This is a genomic window from Bradyrhizobium sp. USDA 3262 (assembly GCF_054060035.1).
This window is the reverse complement of sequence record NZ_JBSSCT010000001.1, coordinates 3,158,684-3,175,353: the sequence shown is the minus strand read 5'-3', so window position 1 is coordinate 3,175,353 and position 16,670 is coordinate 3,158,684. Positions and strand designations below refer to the sequence as shown.

Below are 16,670 nucleotides of genomic sequence, written 5' to 3'. Positions count from 1 at the left end.
GGAAACGGCATTGGCGCAGCAGGCGCGCAGCGCGCCGGCGCTTCGGCCGGAAACGCACCGCGATGCCGTGCCTGGCCGGCATGGCGCGCGAGCTGGATGCGTTGTTCGACCAGAGATCGCAAGCCGGCGGGTTTGGCGCGACAGATCGTCTGGATTCTTCCGCACAGGGATGCCCTTCCGGCAGCAGAGTTGGCCAGCAACGCTTTATACCATGCCGGATCCGGAAGTGACGGGCGCTTTGGGCGCAGCCGGTTACTGCGGCCTCCATACGTGCAACGTATCCGGACTGTCCGAAGCCGCACGGGCTTCGAGGGTGCGGGAAGACCGCAGCTTGCCGCGACATATATCGGGCGGTCCATGCAGGCAGCGAAATACCAGTACCGGCTCGTGTAGCGCTATATTTCATGCTGCTGGTTGAGCAGCTTCAGCCCGAGACGCGCGTTCCCCCGATGCGGTCTTGGCCCGGCCCGGCTTGCATCGCCCCGGCCGCATGTTCAGCCGCCGCGCCTACAGCGCTGGTTGCCCGTTCGTAGTACGATTGCAGCGACCGGAACAAGACATCCAGAGTGACCTGCCGGTTGACCAGCTTGGCGCCGAGTTCGCCAGCGAAACCATCGAGCGCATCATATGCGGCAATCACGGCTGAAGCATCGGCTTCGGGCGGCTCGTTCCCGGCCAGCGGCGGGACGAGGTGAAGGAGCCAGTCGACCGCCCCTGCCCGCGCATCTACAGGGATTGCGGCTGAAGACTTGCGGAGCGGGCAGCGGAAGCCGGCCGCTGACGACCACGCTGTCGCTGCCTGGACGCGAGGCCGATCAACGGGAGCCCTCCCGCCCGGCTCCGGCGCTATGCGCCTCCACAAGCCCAGTTAGCCCCGCCTGCGCGACAGCCCGACGGGCGCGGGCTGCGAGTGAACTGACGGCTCGCGCGTGCAGCTGAAGACCACACGCCAGAACTCCTGGATCTCGAGCGGTGGCCGGAATTGGGCAGGCGGTCAACTACCAACGCTGATCATTGATCCAGATGACAGCCACATGTCACCTTCACTGACGAACATCGGCCGGCTAAGCGCACAAGGATTGGCATGCGGGCTCTATCACCTACTGTCCTCGCCAACGGCCGTATCCGGTCCACCACCCGGTCATTTGCCGAGATGCTGCGCGCGCAGGTCTGCTGCAGCAGCGAAATTTCGTTCCTCATGGAAGCGCATGATGGGCTCTCCGCCGCAATCGCCGGACGCGCAGGTTTCAAGGGCCTCTGGGCATCGGGCCTGTCGATTGCCTCCTCGCTCGGATATCGCGACGCCAGTGAAGCATCCTGGAGCCAGCTCGCCGGGGTCGTCGAGCGAATCGTGGACTCGGGCCAGCTACCGGTTCTGGTCGACGGGGACGGCGGCTTCGGGAACTTCAACAACGCCCGTTTGCTGGCCCGCAAACTCCGCCAGTGTGGTGCTGCCGGCGTCGCACTGGAAGACAGCTGCTTTCCGAAGACGAACTCGCTCCTTGGCGACCGGCATCCCCTTGCCGACGTCGATGAGTTCTCAGGCCGCCTGCGCGCCGTAAAGGACACGGTCGCGGACGATCTGATTCTCGTGGCTCGTATCGAATCGCTGATCGCCGGCCACGAAATCGACGATGCAATCTCCCGCGCCCACGCCTATGCCGAGGCAGGAGCTGACGCGATCCTTATTCACTCGCGAAGAACCGCCGCGGACGAGATCTTCGCATTCACCAAGGCCTGGCAGAACAAGTTACCGGTCGTGATCGTTCCAACGAAGTACTATCGAACGCCGGTTTCGGCATATCGCAAGGCCGGTATTTCCACGGTGATCTGGGCCAATCACTCCATGCGCGCTGCAACAGCGGCAATGCGGCAGGTCTGCAGTCGCATTGTCGCCGAGGAGAGTACTGCCGGCATTGAGCCTGCAATTGCGACGCTCGATGAGATCTTCGAACTGTTCAGATACGATGAACTCGCTGATGCAGAAGCACGATATCTGCCTCAGCGACGACGCCCGGAGCGCCATGAACAAAGCAGCAATGATTTTGAAGGATTGCTGTCATGAAGTCGTCTGGCATCCGGTCCGGAGCAAGCGACTCAAGGTTCTTTTCGACCGGCATGACGTCGAACGACAGACAGCCTGTCTCGTCGTACCGCCGCGCCTTACCGGCATCCCTAATTCTCTCAATCGTTTCACCGTTTGAAGGGCTTGCCGTCCACCCGGAGCGGCTGCTCTGCAGGATGAACGGCCCTCCCGATGTGGAATGGTGATCAGCTGCGCTTCGCGCCACAGCAACAAACACAGCCAACGCGCTGAACGAGGCGTCAGAGGCCTGGCGCAACGCCCGGCTGTCTCATCCAAGTCTGCGACTCGAATTGACCCGTGGCCCGGGACAACGAAAGCGAACCGAATGGCAAGCACCGCTCCCAGACATGCCGTCATTCTTGCCGCCGGCGCCGGTTCCCGCTTGCGACCTCTGACCGATCTGCGGCCAAAGCCATTGGTCGAGGTCAATGGAACGCCGATACTCCACAACGCCCTGCGACGTCTGGAGGCGGTCGGCGTGCAGGAAGTGACGATCGTCATCGGTTACCGAAAGGACGCAATTCAATATGCGTGCGGCAAGCGCTTCGGCAAGCTGAAAATCGACTACGTCGAGTCTTCGGTTTTCGATCGCACGGGCAGCGCATACTCGCTTTGGCTGGCGCGCGACGCGCTCCTGCGCGGCGACATCTACCTCCTCGAGGGTGACGTCTTTTTCGAGGAGGACGCGCTGCACTGTCTTGCCCGCGGCACATCTCCTGACGCAGCAGCCGTCGCGCCATTTCGGGCAACAATGCAAGGATCTGCAGTCCTGCTCTCCGAGTGCGGGTTCATCTCGAGCTTTCGCATGAAACAGTCCGGCGCCGACCTGCCGGCTGGCGGGCCGATGCTTTTCAAGACACTCAATCTGTTTCGACTCTCGGAATCGACCCTGCGGACGACGATTGTGCCTGCGCTCAAGGACATTATCGGTTCAGGAGCTAATCAAGCTTATACCGAAGAACTGCTGGCGTTTCTGATCGAACGGCGCGGCCTGCGGCTCGCGGCAGCGCGATGCGATCATCTGCGCTGGTGGGAGATCGACACGGCCGACGATCTTCGCATCGCAAGCAGCCTGTTCGCCGACGAGAGCATAACACGGCGGCAGGCCGGCCCCCGAAATGATTGATTGCGACAAGTGAGTGCCATGCTCCGGTATCTGCTCGATCCGGCTAACGCGATCACAGCATCGGGCATGATATTGTCCGGGGTCGCCTTGTCTCTCGTGACGGACGGCCGCATCGAACTTGCCGTTGCAGTCGCACTCTGGGCAATGCTTGCAGACCATCTCGACGGGATTGTCGCACGCCGGATCCGGAACCGTTCAGAAGCAGCCGCAACGATGGGCAAGAGTCTCGACGGCTTCTCTGATCTCATTTACGGCGCGGTATTTCCCTCGATCGCGTTGCTGCAGTTGCACGGCGTCACCCTGCTGTCTGCCGCTGTGGGCACCACGCTGCTCGTCGCAGGTGCCCTCCGTCTGAGCTACTTTGGAATCACTGGCCTGTCGACGGATCGTTGCTTTACGGGTCTGCCGTTATCCTATGACGTTCCGATCCTTGCACTCCTCGTGCTGGCAGAGCCCTTTGTGCAACAGCCATTGTTCTCATGGCTGCTTCCCGGCACCTTTGCCACACTCGCCGCGTTGCACGTTTCATCCATTCGGGTTCCGGCCCCGACCCGATCGATGTACATCGCAATTGTTCTGTTCAGCGTCGCGGCTTCAGCCGCTCTGTCGATCCGTGCGCTGTTTTTTGCCTAGCCGGATCCCCTCATGCGCCAGGAGGCACCAATGCGCAAGGACGTTATCGACTTGTCACGAGCGGTACCACCGGTCGTTCCGGCCCTGGAGGCCGCGCTCGCAAAGAGCATCGAGGCACGAGTTTACCGTCCTGACGCCGGAGGGCTTCTGAGAACAAACCGGCCGCGCGGAACAGAGGAGGATCGAAGAACCGGGGCGGAATGGATCTCCCAGCGCCTCGGATTCACGCCGGACATCGACCGCATGATTGTCACCAATGGCACCCTGAATGTCCTGTTCCTGCTGCTCAATCACCTCGTGGGCAGAAGCGGCACATTGCTCACCGAAGAGATGACGTATCCCAACATGCAGGCGCTGTCCGGCATTCTCGGCTTCAATATCAGGGGAATACCGATGGATCGTGAAGGGTTGAAACCGGACGCGTTCGAGGATGTTTGCCGCAAGACCAACACGTCCAAGGTTCTCTACACGATTCCTACTGTGCAGAACCCCACGGCGGCCGTCATGTCATCCGGAAGACGCGTCGAGATAGCTACGATAGCGCGAAGATACAACGTTCTCATCATCGAGGATGACGCACAGGCACTGATGGTCGAGGACGCGGGAGCTCCGATTGCAACGCTCGCTCCGGAGCTTACCTGGTATGTGATGGGGCTGGCCAAGACGGTCGTGATGGGAATGCGCGTGGCGTTCCTGATGGCTCCGCGAGCAGGGGATGCCACCGCATTGATGGAAAAATTCGGCAAGATGTCGATGTGGTTTGTGGCTGCACTGCACGCCGAACTTGCCCAGGCCTTCGTTGCGAACAGGACCGCACATGAGGCAACAACAAGCATCCGGAAGATCGCCGCCTCACGGCGCCGGATTGCCGCAGACGTCCTGCAAAGGCCTGATCTTGCCGGCGGGCCGCTGGGACTTCACGTCTGGGTCCCGACCCGACCGGACGCCAGGAGCCTGGCGAGCGAGGCTCTGGCGGCAGGTGTACTTGTGCGTCCAGGTTTTCAGTTTGCAGCTGAACCGGTACCGACCGGAGCGATGCAGGGACTTCGGGTGTCATATTGCGAAACACGTAACGAGGACGATCTGCGACGCGGTCTGGCGATCTTGGCAAAGATCATTTCGGCCCGGGACGCCTGGCCGGATACTGCGGCTACCTCCGGTCATTGATCGCTGTGCGGCGGTCCGGCCATAACCGTTTGCGAGATCGCGACTGACAGGCGCCCGTCGGGCGGAGATTACCACCCCGGCAGGCTCACTTCACGGCAGCTGTTGCAGGATGAGGACGAGGAGAAGGCCGAATGACGGAAGCAAGCGAACTGTTTCGCGGAGCGGCGCGCTACTACACACGACACAGGCTCGGCTATCCCGAAGATCTGTTCCGATCATTACTTCGCGTCTGCCGGCTCGCAGACAGGAGCCGCGCGATCGACCTCGGTGCGGGGACCGGACAGATCAGCATTCCCCTTGCCCATTCGATTGCGGATGTGCTGTCCGTCGATCCCAATGATGAAATGATCGAGGAAGGCAGGCGAAGGGCGAGGGAAAAAGGACTTGCGAACATCCGGTTTGTGGTATCGCGATCTGAAGATCTTCCCGAACCTGCGCCCTTGTTTCACATTGCGACGATTGCGAGCTCATTTCACTGGATGGAGCGAGACAGGGTACTTTCAAAGCTGTGCCGGATGCTGGAGCCGGACGGGTGCGTTGCGATCATCGATCGCGAGCGGCGCGGTTCGCAGCCCGACGGATGGACCACAGCGATGTGGAACGAAATGAGAGATTTCTGGGGAGGGAGCTTTCCGGCGGGTCCTGGGACCGTCCGGCAAATGACCGTGTCGCACCTTGAGATGCTCCAGGCTTCCGCCTTCAATGAAGTAACAGAACTACGTCACTACTACGAGCACAAATGGAACATCGATGATCTTCTGGGTTACCTTTATTCCACGTCTGCAGGTGCTCCGGGTACTCTGGGTCCTCGTCGTGACGAGTTTGCGAGGCGCATGCGCCGCCTGCTGCTGTCCTGTTCACCCTCCGGCTCCTTTGTAGAACAGGGCTACATCACGACATTGCTCGGATACAGACCCTGATCGTCGCAGGCCCGTACGCCCGCCTGTCGCGCTTATTCCCACGCCCTGGAATAGCAGTCGCCTCTTCATGGACGTCCGCTTCCGCCTGCGCGCAAGAACCCGTTGGGCGGCCGCTTCAAACCGATGTTCTCTCTCAGGGTTTGTCCGCAGTACGCGGATCTGAATCGTCCCCGTCTGCGCAATTCGGGGACCACAAGCCCGATAAAGTCCTTGAGTCCGCCGGGAACGGTCGCCGGCATTACGTTGAAGCCATCGGCTGCACCCTGATCAAGGAACTCTATCATGACATCTGCGATTTCGTCCGGTGTCCCCACGATCATCAGGTGGCCTTTGCTGTCCGATATGAAGTCGATCAGCTGTCGCCAGGTCATGTTCTGCCTTGCCGCCACCTCGAGGAGCAGTTTCTGTCGACTCTGGACGAGATTTGTCTGCGGCAGGGCCGCGGGGACCCTGGCGTCAAGATCGATCGCGCGCAGATCCGCAACGGAGCCCAGCACGCGATCTGCCAATCCAATCCGGGCATCGATGTGCGTATAATCTTGCAGTCTTCGGAGGATCCCGGAGGCCTCCTGCCTCGTTCTCCCGACGATCGGGACAAGGCCCGGCATGATCAGCACCTCGTCCTCTTCCCGCCCGAGGGCGTGCGCTTTCTTTCTGATCGTTGCGTAGAACCTCTTGCCACCCTCCAGAAACGGCTGGGCGGTAAATACGACCTCGGCGAATTCTGCAGCGAACGACATTCCAGCTTCCGATGCGCCGGCCTGGACCAGCACGGGATGCCCCTGCGGCGGCCTTGCGACGTTCAAGGGACCTCTGACTGACAGAAATTGCCCGCGGTAATTCAACGGGTGCAGCTTGGTCGTATCAACGAAAATGCCCGTCTTCTTGTTGCGAATGAAAGCATCATCTTCCCATGTATCCCAAAGTCCTCTGACGACCTGGACGAACTCTCTCGCGCGCGCATAGCGGGCGTCGTGATCCGGCAGCTCCTCCTGGCCGAAATTGCCGGCCTCGAACTTATGACCCGAGGTAACAACGTTCCATGCCGCGCGGCCGCCTGACATGTGGTCGAGCGAGGCGAGCATGCGTGCGAGATGATAAGGCTGCTGGTAAGTCGTTGTCGCGGTCGCAACAAGGCCGATGCTTGTGGTTCTTGACGAGAGCGACGACAGAAGTGTGATTGGCTCGAAGCCGTCGTTCCGGCCCGCACGAGCTATTGCCGCCGGATCTGGTTCCATTACGCTTGGCGTATCGGCCAGGAAGATGAAGTGAAATGCGGCATCTTCGGCGAGCCGTGCCAGAGATGCATAATGATCGATATTGATTCCGCCATTTGCGGGTACGTCCGGATCCCGCCAGGCGCCTTCGTGATATCCCGCCTGGTTGAGAAACAGCCCCAGCTTCATGTCGCCCCTGTTTGGCATGCCTGTCTCCAGTTCGAAGAAAATCCGCCGGCGCGGTGCCCGTCAGCTGTTCATTCGAGCCAGGGGGCCGCGCCCGCCGGCAGGCTCAGGTCGTCCGGATTCACTTTGGTCGGCGAGAGCCGCTCCCCTGACAAGGCGAGCAGAAATGCTGGAGGGATATGTCCTCGATCAAGTGCATCGAAATGTCGAACCACTGCCGGTCTGATTACTCCAGTTGAAAGACAAACTGTGAAATCGTCACCGCTGAACACTGGTAGGCCCGCAGATCCGTTTCGGCCACACCGCTCACCGGAGCAGGCGAAGACTTGTTCACCTGACAACCTGATCGCGTGTCGCCCAGCGGAAAGCGCAGCTAAAGATTGCACCATTGCAGGCAGTTGACGAAACCGGGTAGCGATTGCGAACGAATGTAGCGTCTGCCGAAGCGACGAGGATTACGCTGCAGTCAACTACCGCGTTGGGCAATTGATGCAGCCGGCGAAGCATGGCATCGGTCGAAAGGAAGCCAGGACACGACCTCCGCACCGCCTTGACCACCGTCGGTTCACACACGCGATCCGCCGGATGTAACCTGCAGAAGTTAGCTGGCGCCCGGAGCCACTTCAGCGCGCAGCGTCAAGGTCGCAGGGGGCTCCCGGAAGAAGCGATCCTGCGCGTGCCAGTCCGGTCGGGGCTCCGGACCAACAGGAGCCTTCTTCCCGGAAAGCCGCGCTTCCGGCGACTGATAGCGATAATGGCAAATTGCAACACTTAACATTTCGGTCCACGGCCGGCGGGTTGCTGCCCGATTGCCCAGAGGGCAGCGGAGTATACGGGGACCTGAGCAGATGTCCGGAGGCAGTCATGTTTGCAGCGAGTGAGATATTCAGTGGTGCTGCGCCCTACTACGCGCGGCACGCCGTACCTTATCCGGAGGATGTCTTCAGATCGTTGATCCGGCTTTGCCGCCTCACCACGAGTACTCGTGTACTCGATCTTGGTGCCGGCACGGGACAGATCGGCCTTCCCCTGGCGCAATCCGTAGGGAACGTGTTTTCCGTCGATCCAAGCAGCGAAATGGTCGAGGAAGGGAGGCGAATGGCAAGCACGCGTGGAGTCAACAATCTGGACTTCCTCGTGTCGACGTCCGAGAACCTGCAATTGCCCGCCTCATCATTTGACCTCGCAACCATTGCCCTCTCCTTCCACTGGATGGATCGGGCCGCGACACTGGCAAAGCTGTCACAAATCGTGAAACCTGATGGATGCGTCGCGATCATCGATCGCGTGCGGGAGCATTCCGAACCTGGAGAATGGTACAATGCAATGGTGAACGACATTACCGACTTCTGGGGCGGCAGCCTGCCCGCCGGTCCCGGAGGCGTACGGTCAAGGCTGACAGGATCGCATCGGGAAGTCCTTGGCGCTTCCGATTTCAACGAAATCACGGAACTTCGTCACGACTACCAGTATCAATGGATCATTGATGACCTTCTTGGCTGGCTGTCCTCGACCGCAATGGGTGCACCAGGCACTTTGGGCCCCCGTCGCGAAGGGTTTTTGACGCGCGTCCGTCAGCTTTTGCTGTCGCACTCGCCGTCGGGCTCTTTTATGGACCGCGGTCACATCACGACCTTGATCGGATACCGATCCCGAAGCAAAAGCCTTTGAGCGAGCGCTGGCTGATTTCCGGTGTACGTCCTGCAGACATGCCGACGGAGCTCCGTCGGCAACTTTCCATACAGGTTCGAAAACCGCGATTGTTGCGCTGGCCAGACAGCATCAGGGCGATCAATCGAGATCACAGTCATTGATGACGCGTTCTGATTGAGCCCGCCGGGCGAGGAATACGCGATCGCCCTACCCGGAATGGCGCGTTTCGATCGCCCGAGCTCTGGTCCAGAGCAGGCCCTCGCTCCATATGTGTCCGACACGTCCCCACCGGCAGGCAGCAGCAACGTCGGGAAAGAAGCCACATCCATGGTGATTGGCGCTCGTATTGCAGAGCAGCGGAAGCCCCGTAAGCCTTTCATACTCGACGAGAAGCCGGGCGATCGCGTGCCGGGATTCGCGGGGGACTGTCTGCAATCGCGCGGACCCGTCGAGGTGCACCACGGCAGGAATCCTGTTTCGCAGTTCAGCCAGCGTCTGGTGCTCGAAAAGCATGTAGCGGTCGGGCGTTCCGGGGCTGAAAAATTCCGGTGCCCGATCCTCAAGGCAAATCGGCGCCACGGGTCGGAAATGCTCCCGGCGTTTGATGCCGTTGAGATGGTTCTTCATCGCTGCAGAGGTCGCGGCAGCAAGAATGCTCCTGCCCCCCAGAGCTCTCGGTCCGAGTTCCGCTCGACCGTCAAGGAAGACCACAGGGTGGTTGTCTGCCAGGATAGTGGCAAGTTCCTGCATGCTGCAGGGCGACGCCTCCCATTCGCTTGGTACATCGGCGCGCTGCAGGGCCGGACCGCTATAGACGGACCACTCCAGCGGCATGAAACCCCTGTCTGCCGCCAGCGCGGAGCAGGCGGCACCGATTGCCGAGCCGCTGTCGTTGGGAAACGGCGGCACCCAGACAGCATCGAACAGGCCTGACGCACGCAGCGTCGTATTCCATTTGATGTTGAGACCGCAACCGCCGGCAATACAAAGATTTCGGATCCCTGGCAGGTACGAATGGCGCTGCAAGGCAGCCGTCATTTCCCGGACGAGCATACGCTCGAGAAGACAATGAAATGACGCAAGCACATTTTCGGGCGAGTGATCCCCCAGTCTTGCGATGCTGACCTCGAGGAGGTCGTGCCACGCTGCAAGCGCGTAATCTATGCTTCCGACCTCTCCGCGGTAATTGCGACCGAGCCTGTCGTCCGCCGCAACACGCTCCTCGTAGAGCTCCTGAAATATCGCCACGATCGCTTCATCAAAGGACCCGAGCGCGATATAGGCCATTACCTTGCCGGCAATGCTCCGGTCTCCACCTCCGGAGCGGTTCGGTCTTTTGTAGGGGCCAAACTTGTGGCCCGCCAGTACATAGGCATGTCCGATCACCGGAAACAGCGATCCAACAAAGCAGGCCTTGTGGCGCTCTACATGATAAAGACGCGGAGGTATGCCGCCGTCCCACACAAGACAGACAGCGGGTTCTCCTGTCTGCGCAAACGGGCTGGTGCAGTAAGCCGACGCAAGATGCCCTGTCACGTGCGGGTAGCTCCTGTAAGGCAGGACTTCGCGACCGAGCATGAGGCCCGAGCTTTCGCACGCGGCCAGCAGACCGCTGGCGTACGGCTCAAGGTAGGGCGCCGCCTTGAGAGTGACAGGCTTGCTACCGCTGACGACATCGAACCGCGTCTGCGGGTCACCGGGCCAACCGTCGATGACGTACGCATCGATGTCCTTTGGACCAAGACCCTGCGCGGCCAGGGCGACCACAATGTCATCCAGATTGCCAATATGCAGGTAGCGCGGATTGTTATCCCGCTTTTCCTGCTCAATACAGAAGACAAGACGCCCGTCCTCGACGAGGGCGATTGCTCCATCATGTGTCAATTTGATACCGCAGATGCGCATCGTGCCTCCATCCTGGTTGCTGCGTCGCGCCCCGGGTTCAAGGATCGAAGCCGTCGGGACTGCCGCTCCAAAGTTTGCGAGCTCCGGACCACTCGCATGACCGTCCTTGTTCCGGAAATGCGTCCGGCCTCGTTTGCCATCGTAGTTCGACACACGCGTTGCACCGGCCGCTACAGACGCACGTTGCGTTTGCGTTGTCGCATTTCGGATCTGGAGCGATGCAGTATGCAGGCCAGGTGCGGGCTGTCGAAATCGCTTGACGCAGGAGACCCGATGCCACCGCGGCAAGATCGCGTGGCGGATTCCGCACATCGGGAAAGGTCGATTACCAACAGCGGTGGGCGAGGTCGGCCAAAGCCTGTTTTCGGACTGCTGTTCGGTGCACGCATCACAAATCAGTACTGGCTGCCGAAGCGGTCTTCGCCGATTGCGCGCGTTCACGAACAACGTTGATCACTGCGGCCCGGCGAGCGGCCATCCGCCTGGCGGCAGACTTTGGCGCATTGGAGCCTGCGCGCGCCATCGCAGAAGCGCGCAACAGAAGGCGATCTGTAACACGGCTCGCCATCGGGCCACCTCTGCTCTTCCCTCTTCCGCTGAGGTCCGTAGCTGGCAAACAGGGCGTGTGACCCGTTGCTCGTTCCGCGCCTCGCCGGCACCTCTCAGGTGCAGGGTTTTCTGTCGCTCGCACCGCGGCTCGGCCCACATGCAACTGTGAGCTGCGCCAACTATCCGGCCGGTTGCCGGAAGATCAGGAGCGCCGGTCCGGGCAAGCGCTGATGAACTGACGCCGGCTCCGTGAGAACACCAGTCGCGCACCGGCCGACTCAATAAAGATCAAGTGGAGCGTCTCGCCCTATCCCCTGCATGCTGGACTCAACTTCACCCGTCAGACCGGACGTGACAGAAGCTCACGGCCACGATCTGCATAATCCGGATTGCATGGAGACAACGCGGCAGGAGCAGATCTGCCGGCGCCGGGACAGGATCGTCCCGCCTGGCATGATGTCGCTTGTTGCAGGCTCCCCGAACCATCGCATCTTCCTGAGTTCGCATCGAATTAGTCGATTATAGTCATCCATTTGTAGCGCTCCGGATGCGATGGATCACGCGCCAAGGGTCCTATTTGTTCGGGGGTATTATGCGAGTCAACATCAAAGACCGTGCTACGGGCGCAAACGTTCGGCACGTGCATCACAGTGAGCCATTGTACGTGGCTGCAGACAAAGTCCGGTTTCGACCAGTCACGAAACAGGGCGGCCTCGCCATTGCGCTGTCGACAGCAGCATGGCTTGTCTGCAACCCGCTGCCGGCACAGGCAGCCAGCGTTCAGGACCAGAAAAGCGATCCGCTGGATGAGGCCGGCAAGCAAGCGTCCGCGAAAACAGGGTCGGCCCGGGGAGCAGATCATCACCGGAAGAAAGCAGGCGCCGCGTCGACCTCGCGATTGCAGACCGGCGTTCAACGGCGCAAGGCGAATCAAGTTGCGGACAGTTACACGATTGAAAAGAAGCCCGATCCGTTCGCAAAATTCCAGAACCTCCGCGAAAAGGGACTGGTCGTCAGCATACCCGGGCCAGCCGATACAGTGGTTCAGGATGCCGGTGGCGTGAGATCTGCGCTGGCCGAAGTCGGCATCGGTTATCTGTTGTGGTCACAGGTCACCTACACAAACAATCTTCTGCCGAATTCGGCCAGAAGCACCATCGCGAACCAGCTCTACAACGGGCAAAATCCGACGTTCAACACCGTAAACTACATGTGGGTGACCTATGATCTCAGTCGATTTGGTATTCCAGACGGCCAGATCGTCGTGGGGGCCGAGGAGCAATCCTGGACATGGCAACCTGGCGGGCCGGATCGACTGGGCATCAACACGATTTCGTACTATCAGACTTTCTGGGACAGGAAGCTCGAACTCAAGGTCGGCTATCTCAGGAATTCACATGAATTCGCCGGCACGGTGGTTGGCGGAAATGCGGGATCAAATGTTTTCGGTCCCTCGTCGAGCATACTTTTCCAGGGAGGCCTGAGCGCCGCCCCGGCACCAACGCCCGCTCTCAACCTGAAGTATAACTTCGATGATCACCTGTACACCAAGGTGTCCTTCCAGCGTGCTGACAGTCCGGATGGGCTCTTTACTCAGATCACCGAGAACCCCACGGGCCTGAACTGGAGCACGACTCATGCCGGCGTTCTCTACCTTGATGAAACCGGCTATCTGAACAAGGCTGCTCCAGGCTCGCCGCAGACCTGGCTGAGGGCGGGCGCAGGTTACAACACCAGCAGCTACAAAAGTCTGGCGCTTCCAAATCAACAGAGAACCGATCCGAACACCTTCTATTACATCGCCGCGGACAGGCAGTTCCTGCAGACGAATGTTCAGGATTCGGCATCTCGTGGCATCTACGGCGGATTCTCGGTCATGGGAGCTCCTCCTGATCTGAATACGGTCAGCCAGTACTATGAGCTACGCTTTTATGTGAACGGACCTTTCGACTGGCGGCCGACCGACCAGATTTCCATCGTCGCGACTGACACGGTGTGGAGCAAGCTGGCGGTCGACGCCGCGCTGGCGAAAGGAAAGCTCGTTCATCGGGACAGTCAGGCAATCGCGGCCACTTACACCGCCCATCTCGCACCGGGAGTCTATACAAGCGTAGGACTGACCTACATCAACAATCCAACCAGCATCACGTACACCCCGCAGATCGGACATGCCCTGAATTTCTCCGTGTCAACGAACATCTTCTTCTAGGCGGGTACTTGTCGAACGGGCGCTGCCGATCAGGAGGCGATCGGACGGCAGCGCCTTCTTCAGCAATGTGCTGCCGGGTCGTTGTTGTGAGGGCGCGAACACGAAGGACCCCGCAGCTATGCCGGAATGGAGACGAGAAGCTCAAGCAGCGACGAGTTGCAGCACGACATCCCTCATTGCGATTTCCGCCGTCTCGTTCGCAACCGAAGCTCTACACCCGTCGTGGCAACGACTGGACCAAGCACTTCAAGAAAGTCGCGCACGACGCCTAGCACATCACCGCCGCGGCGGCGATCATCGACGGTGAGATCGTGGTGCCGTCGGCCGACGGGACCACCGACTTTTCAGTGTGCGGCAGAACGAGCTGCGCGGCAACTCGATCAGGATCGTGCTGGTCGCTTTCGATCTGCTCTATCTCAACGGCCGTGATCTCCGTAAGCCGCCGCTGAAGGAACGTAAGGCCGCGCTGAAAACAATCCCGGTACCGACATCCAGTTCAGTGAAAGCTTCGAGGGGGAGGACCCCGAGATATTCAAGCCTGCCTGCAAGCTCGGCTATGGGGGCGTCGTGTCTAAGGTGGCAGACAACGTCTATTCGACCGGCACCCGCAGCCGGGACTGGGTCAAGAAGAGCTGCGCCCAGCGCGAGACGCTGACTATCGCCGGCTTCGAGCTCGACTGTAACGAATGGGACGGCATCTACGTCGGCCGGCGCGAAGGCGACGACCTAGTCTATGCCGGCAAGGTCGACCACGGTTTCGACAGGGCCTCGGCCGCCGATTTTCGGGAGCGCCTGACGCCGTTTATCCGCAAGACCCAGCCCTATACCAAGCGCGTTAAGAAGGCGTTCTGGGTCGAGCCGAAGGTGCTGGCTGAAATCGAATACCGCGCCAAATCCACCGAAGGGCAAGGTGCGGCATCCGTTCTTCCGGGGCGTGCGTGACGATTTATAAGACCTCGTGCATTCTTTGCGATGATACGGGCTGGGTTTGCGACAAACCATCAAGACCAGCCAACAACAAGACAACAACCAACAACAACAGCAAGAGAAAAGACGAAGAAGTGCTGGTCGGCCATATTTCGAACCTTGTGTTCCGGTTTCCCGGTCCGATGCCAGGTCTCTTGTCCGCGTGCAGGCGGCAAGCATGCATCCGGAGAACGCGATACGCGTTATCCCCATGCGACCACGTCGGCGGCGAGGCCGCAGCTTCCACAGCATGTGGGGCGTGGTTCTCGCAGAGTTTGCAGCGAAACTGGCTGATGCGCGCCGATCCGCGCGGCCGGAGGAGCTTGAGGCAGTTCTAGCGGCCCCTAACGTCGTCGAAGTTCGATGCGAAAACAACAAAACCATAATAGTGGACCGATGGCCTCAAGGAGCATACCAAGGGCCGGAAATTGAGCCGTATGGGTCGGAAACTGTCTTTCGCGGACAGCGGTCGAGCAGCTATTGCACCGAGTGTCGCTAGCTACGCATTTGTGCGTGAGCCAAGCCCCTTATTGATAGGAGGGCAGCAGACCGTTCAGGAGATTGCACATGATCCGGTAAATCTCATAGGTGTCGATCTTGGCAAAACGCTCATCGATAGGTTCGGCCCAGAAGCGGGCGGCGGGATAACCGCGGCGGTGCCAGTACCCTTCAAGGTGTTTAGCAAGCGCCATCGCGCCTTTCTTGCTGAGCCAGTCTGCTCAACGACCGAACACGTTGCTGTTTGCCGCCGCCAGCGATGCACAACCGCCGAATTCCACTATTGTCTTCATCAGGTACCTCCCGCTTTGTCTGAAATGGAGCGCGAGATATAGCGGGACAGTTCCCTAGGCTTTCAAATTCAAACTTGACAAATAGAAAGGCGTTTGCGCGACCATACGCGGTTATCCGAACCTGGCTAAGTTCAAGAAGCATTTGGACGAATGGGCTGACGAGCACTGGGAGAACGTGAAGCGGCAGAGCGGATGAACCGGCAGCGGCTCCCGCAACCGACGCCCGATCCCGAGATGCAGGCGCGGGTATCGAAGGGCCTCAACGATCTCGTCGCGCAACTCAAGCGCGGCATTGGACCATCTACGGCCGGGTAAGGAATTATGCGCGGGGCAGTGATCGATATCCTGGATGTGGAGAAGCGGTTTCTTCGCGGCTGCAAGACGTGCAGAGCGCTCCCGGATCGAGAGAAGCGGTTTCACAAGGTCGAAACAGGCTGGCCCGATGTGGTGCGCGATACCACCGAAGCCTATAGCTATTCGGATGTGGCGATGCCTCGGTTTCGCCCATCGCCGTTCGATGTAAGCGACATGCTCACGGCGTTGGCTTGGGCTCGAGGATTGCAGCCGAATGAATTCCGGCTTGCCTGGTCGCGCTAATTCGATCTGTCATTTGGTCAAATCGGACGGAAAATCGGGCGCAGCGACGAAACCGCCCGCCGCTACTACAAGGACGTGATGCTGAAGATCTGGGCCAACGCGCAGACCGATATTCGTACGCTTATGCCTGCATCGAGAGCAATCGGTCGGGGATAGTTGGGGCTCAGCGCATGCGGGCATGTTTGTGAGCTTCACGAAAAGTTGCATCCAGTAGCGCTTGGTCTACTTGCCCTTTGTACTTTCCCGCCAACAGCTCGATCGCCTTGCGAAATGCTTGCTCGAAAGAACTTACGTCAACCCAAGTCTTCCCTGCAACTTGCAAGGGCCACGCATAATATTCATCAGCGGAATTCAGAAGGCCTGATGCTTCGATCTCGTACAAATATGGCGCGCCAGGTTCAACGGAGTTGATTCCGTCATCCATTACCGCCCATTGTTTATTCTGAAACAGAGCCATGAGTGTCCTCCGCGTTAACCTTCCGCGATGTTCAGGCATAATGCTTTAGTCCTAGGCTCGGCAAGGGACGCCGGTGCGCGCTTTCGGACCTCCGCCAATTCACAGGCTCTTAAATCTGTCGCTTGACTTGTGTGGCATCTGTGGCAGTTCTGGCCATCAAATCAACTAGGGTGGTGATTTGCACCCGGCAGGAGAAATCCTCGCCGGG

At 59.7% G+C, this 16,670-nt stretch carries 13 protein-coding genes and 1 pseudogene; 9 read left to right on the top strand and 5 right to left on the bottom strand.

The window, feature by feature from the left end; genetic code table 11:
• Positions 1 to 424: 424 nt before the first annotated feature.
• Positions 425 to 640 (bottom strand): hypothetical protein, encoded by a 216-nt coding sequence (locus ACVWYP_RS14705; RefSeq protein ID WP_018270128.1) that lies wholly within the window; start codon positions 638 to 640, stop codon positions 425 to 427.
• A gap of 513 nt (positions 641 to 1,153) precedes the next feature.
• Here ACVWYP_RS14705 and aepX point away from each other — a divergent pair.
• The 5 genes from aepX (at position 1,154) to ACVWYP_RS14680 (ending at position 5,932) form a co-directional block, all read left to right on the top strand.
• Complete coding sequence (gene aepX / locus ACVWYP_RS14700; RefSeq protein ID WP_018270127.1) at positions 1,154 to 2,065, top strand: phosphoenolpyruvate mutase; 912 nt, start codon at positions 1,154 to 1,156, stop codon at positions 2,063 to 2,065.
• Between the two features lie 346 nt (positions 2,066 to 2,411).
• A complete protein-coding gene (locus tag ACVWYP_RS14695; protein ID WP_038388473.1) occupies positions 2,412 to 3,212 on the top strand; it encodes a phosphocholine cytidylyltransferase family protein in 801 nt (266 codons plus the stop codon).
• A gap of 18 nt (positions 3,213 to 3,230) precedes the next feature.
• Positions 3,231 to 3,845: a CDP-alcohol phosphatidyltransferase family protein gene (locus ACVWYP_RS14690; RefSeq protein WP_018270125.1), complete on the top strand. Its 615-nt coding sequence runs from the start codon at positions 3,231 to 3,233 to the stop codon at positions 3,843 to 3,845.
• 30 nt (positions 3,846 to 3,875) lie between these two features.
• Complete coding sequence (locus ACVWYP_RS14685) at positions 3,876 to 5,012, top strand: aminotransferase-like domain-containing protein (protein ID WP_157788177.1); 1,137 nt, start codon at positions 3,876 to 3,878, stop codon at positions 5,010 to 5,012.
• Between the two features lie 131 nt (positions 5,013 to 5,143).
• A complete protein-coding gene (locus tag ACVWYP_RS14680) occupies positions 5,144 to 5,932 on the top strand; it encodes a class I SAM-dependent methyltransferase (protein ID WP_018270123.1) in 789 nt (262 codons plus the stop codon).
• A gap of 65 nt (positions 5,933 to 5,997) precedes the next feature.
• On the opposite strand, the gene ACVWYP_RS14675 is transcribed toward ACVWYP_RS14680, so the two are convergent.
• Positions 5,998 to 7,356: an LLM class flavin-dependent oxidoreductase gene (locus tag ACVWYP_RS14675; RefSeq protein WP_038388470.1), complete on the bottom strand. Its 1,359-nt coding sequence runs from the start codon at positions 7,354 to 7,356 to the stop codon at positions 5,998 to 6,000.
• 843 nt (positions 7,357 to 8,199) lie between these two features.
• On the opposite strand from ACVWYP_RS14675, the gene ACVWYP_RS14670 reads away from it, so the two are divergent.
• The gene (locus tag ACVWYP_RS14670) at positions 8,200 to 9,006 is read left to right on the top strand and encodes a class I SAM-dependent methyltransferase (protein WP_281489693.1); all 807 of its coding nucleotides are present in this window, start codon (positions 8,200 to 8,202) and stop codon (positions 9,004 to 9,006) included.
• 189 nt (positions 9,007 to 9,195) lie between these two features.
• On the opposite strand, the gene ACVWYP_RS14665 is transcribed toward ACVWYP_RS14670, so the two are convergent.
• Positions 9,196 to 10,893 carry a carbamoyltransferase N-terminal domain-containing protein gene (locus tag ACVWYP_RS14665; RefSeq protein WP_304498974.1) on the bottom strand — a complete coding sequence of 566 codons (1,698 nt, stop codon included), beginning with the start codon at positions 10,891 to 10,893 and terminating at the stop codon, positions 9,196 to 9,198.
• A gap of 1,213 nt (positions 10,894 to 12,106) precedes the next feature.
• Between ACVWYP_RS14665 and ACVWYP_RS14660 the strand changes: the two genes are divergently transcribed.
• Positions 12,107 to 13,651, top strand: coding sequence for a carbohydrate porin (locus ACVWYP_RS14660; protein WP_304498973.1), 1,545 nt, complete (start codon positions 12,107 to 12,109; stop codon positions 13,649 to 13,651).
• 206 nt (positions 13,652 to 13,857) lie between these two features.
• A pseudogene (locus ACVWYP_RS14655) lies at positions 13,858 to 14,603 on the top strand (ATP-dependent DNA ligase); the annotation flags it as partial.
• A 541-nt stretch (positions 14,604 to 15,144) separates the two neighbouring features.
• On the opposite strand, the gene ACVWYP_RS14650 reads toward ACVWYP_RS14655, so the two are convergent.
• Positions 15,145 to 15,309, bottom strand: coding sequence for a hypothetical protein (locus ACVWYP_RS14650; RefSeq protein ID WP_304498972.1), 165 nt, complete (start codon positions 15,307 to 15,309; stop codon positions 15,145 to 15,147).
• 432 nt (positions 15,310 to 15,741) lie between these two features.
• Here ACVWYP_RS14650 and ACVWYP_RS14645 point away from each other — a divergent pair, with 432 nt between their 5' ends.
• Positions 15,742 to 16,005 carry a DUF6362 family protein gene (locus tag ACVWYP_RS14645; RefSeq protein WP_304498971.1) on the top strand — a complete coding sequence of 88 codons (264 nt, stop codon included), beginning with the start codon at positions 15,742 to 15,744 and terminating at the stop codon, positions 16,003 to 16,005.
• A 163-nt stretch (positions 16,006 to 16,168) separates the two neighbouring features.
• Here ACVWYP_RS14645 and ACVWYP_RS14640 read toward each other — a convergent pair whose 3' ends face one another.
• The gene (locus tag ACVWYP_RS14640) at positions 16,169 to 16,462 is read right to left on the bottom strand and encodes a hypothetical protein (protein ID WP_304498970.1); all 294 of its coding nucleotides are present in this window, start codon (positions 16,460 to 16,462) and stop codon (positions 16,169 to 16,171) included.
• Positions 16,463 to 16,670 lie beyond the last annotated feature (208 nt).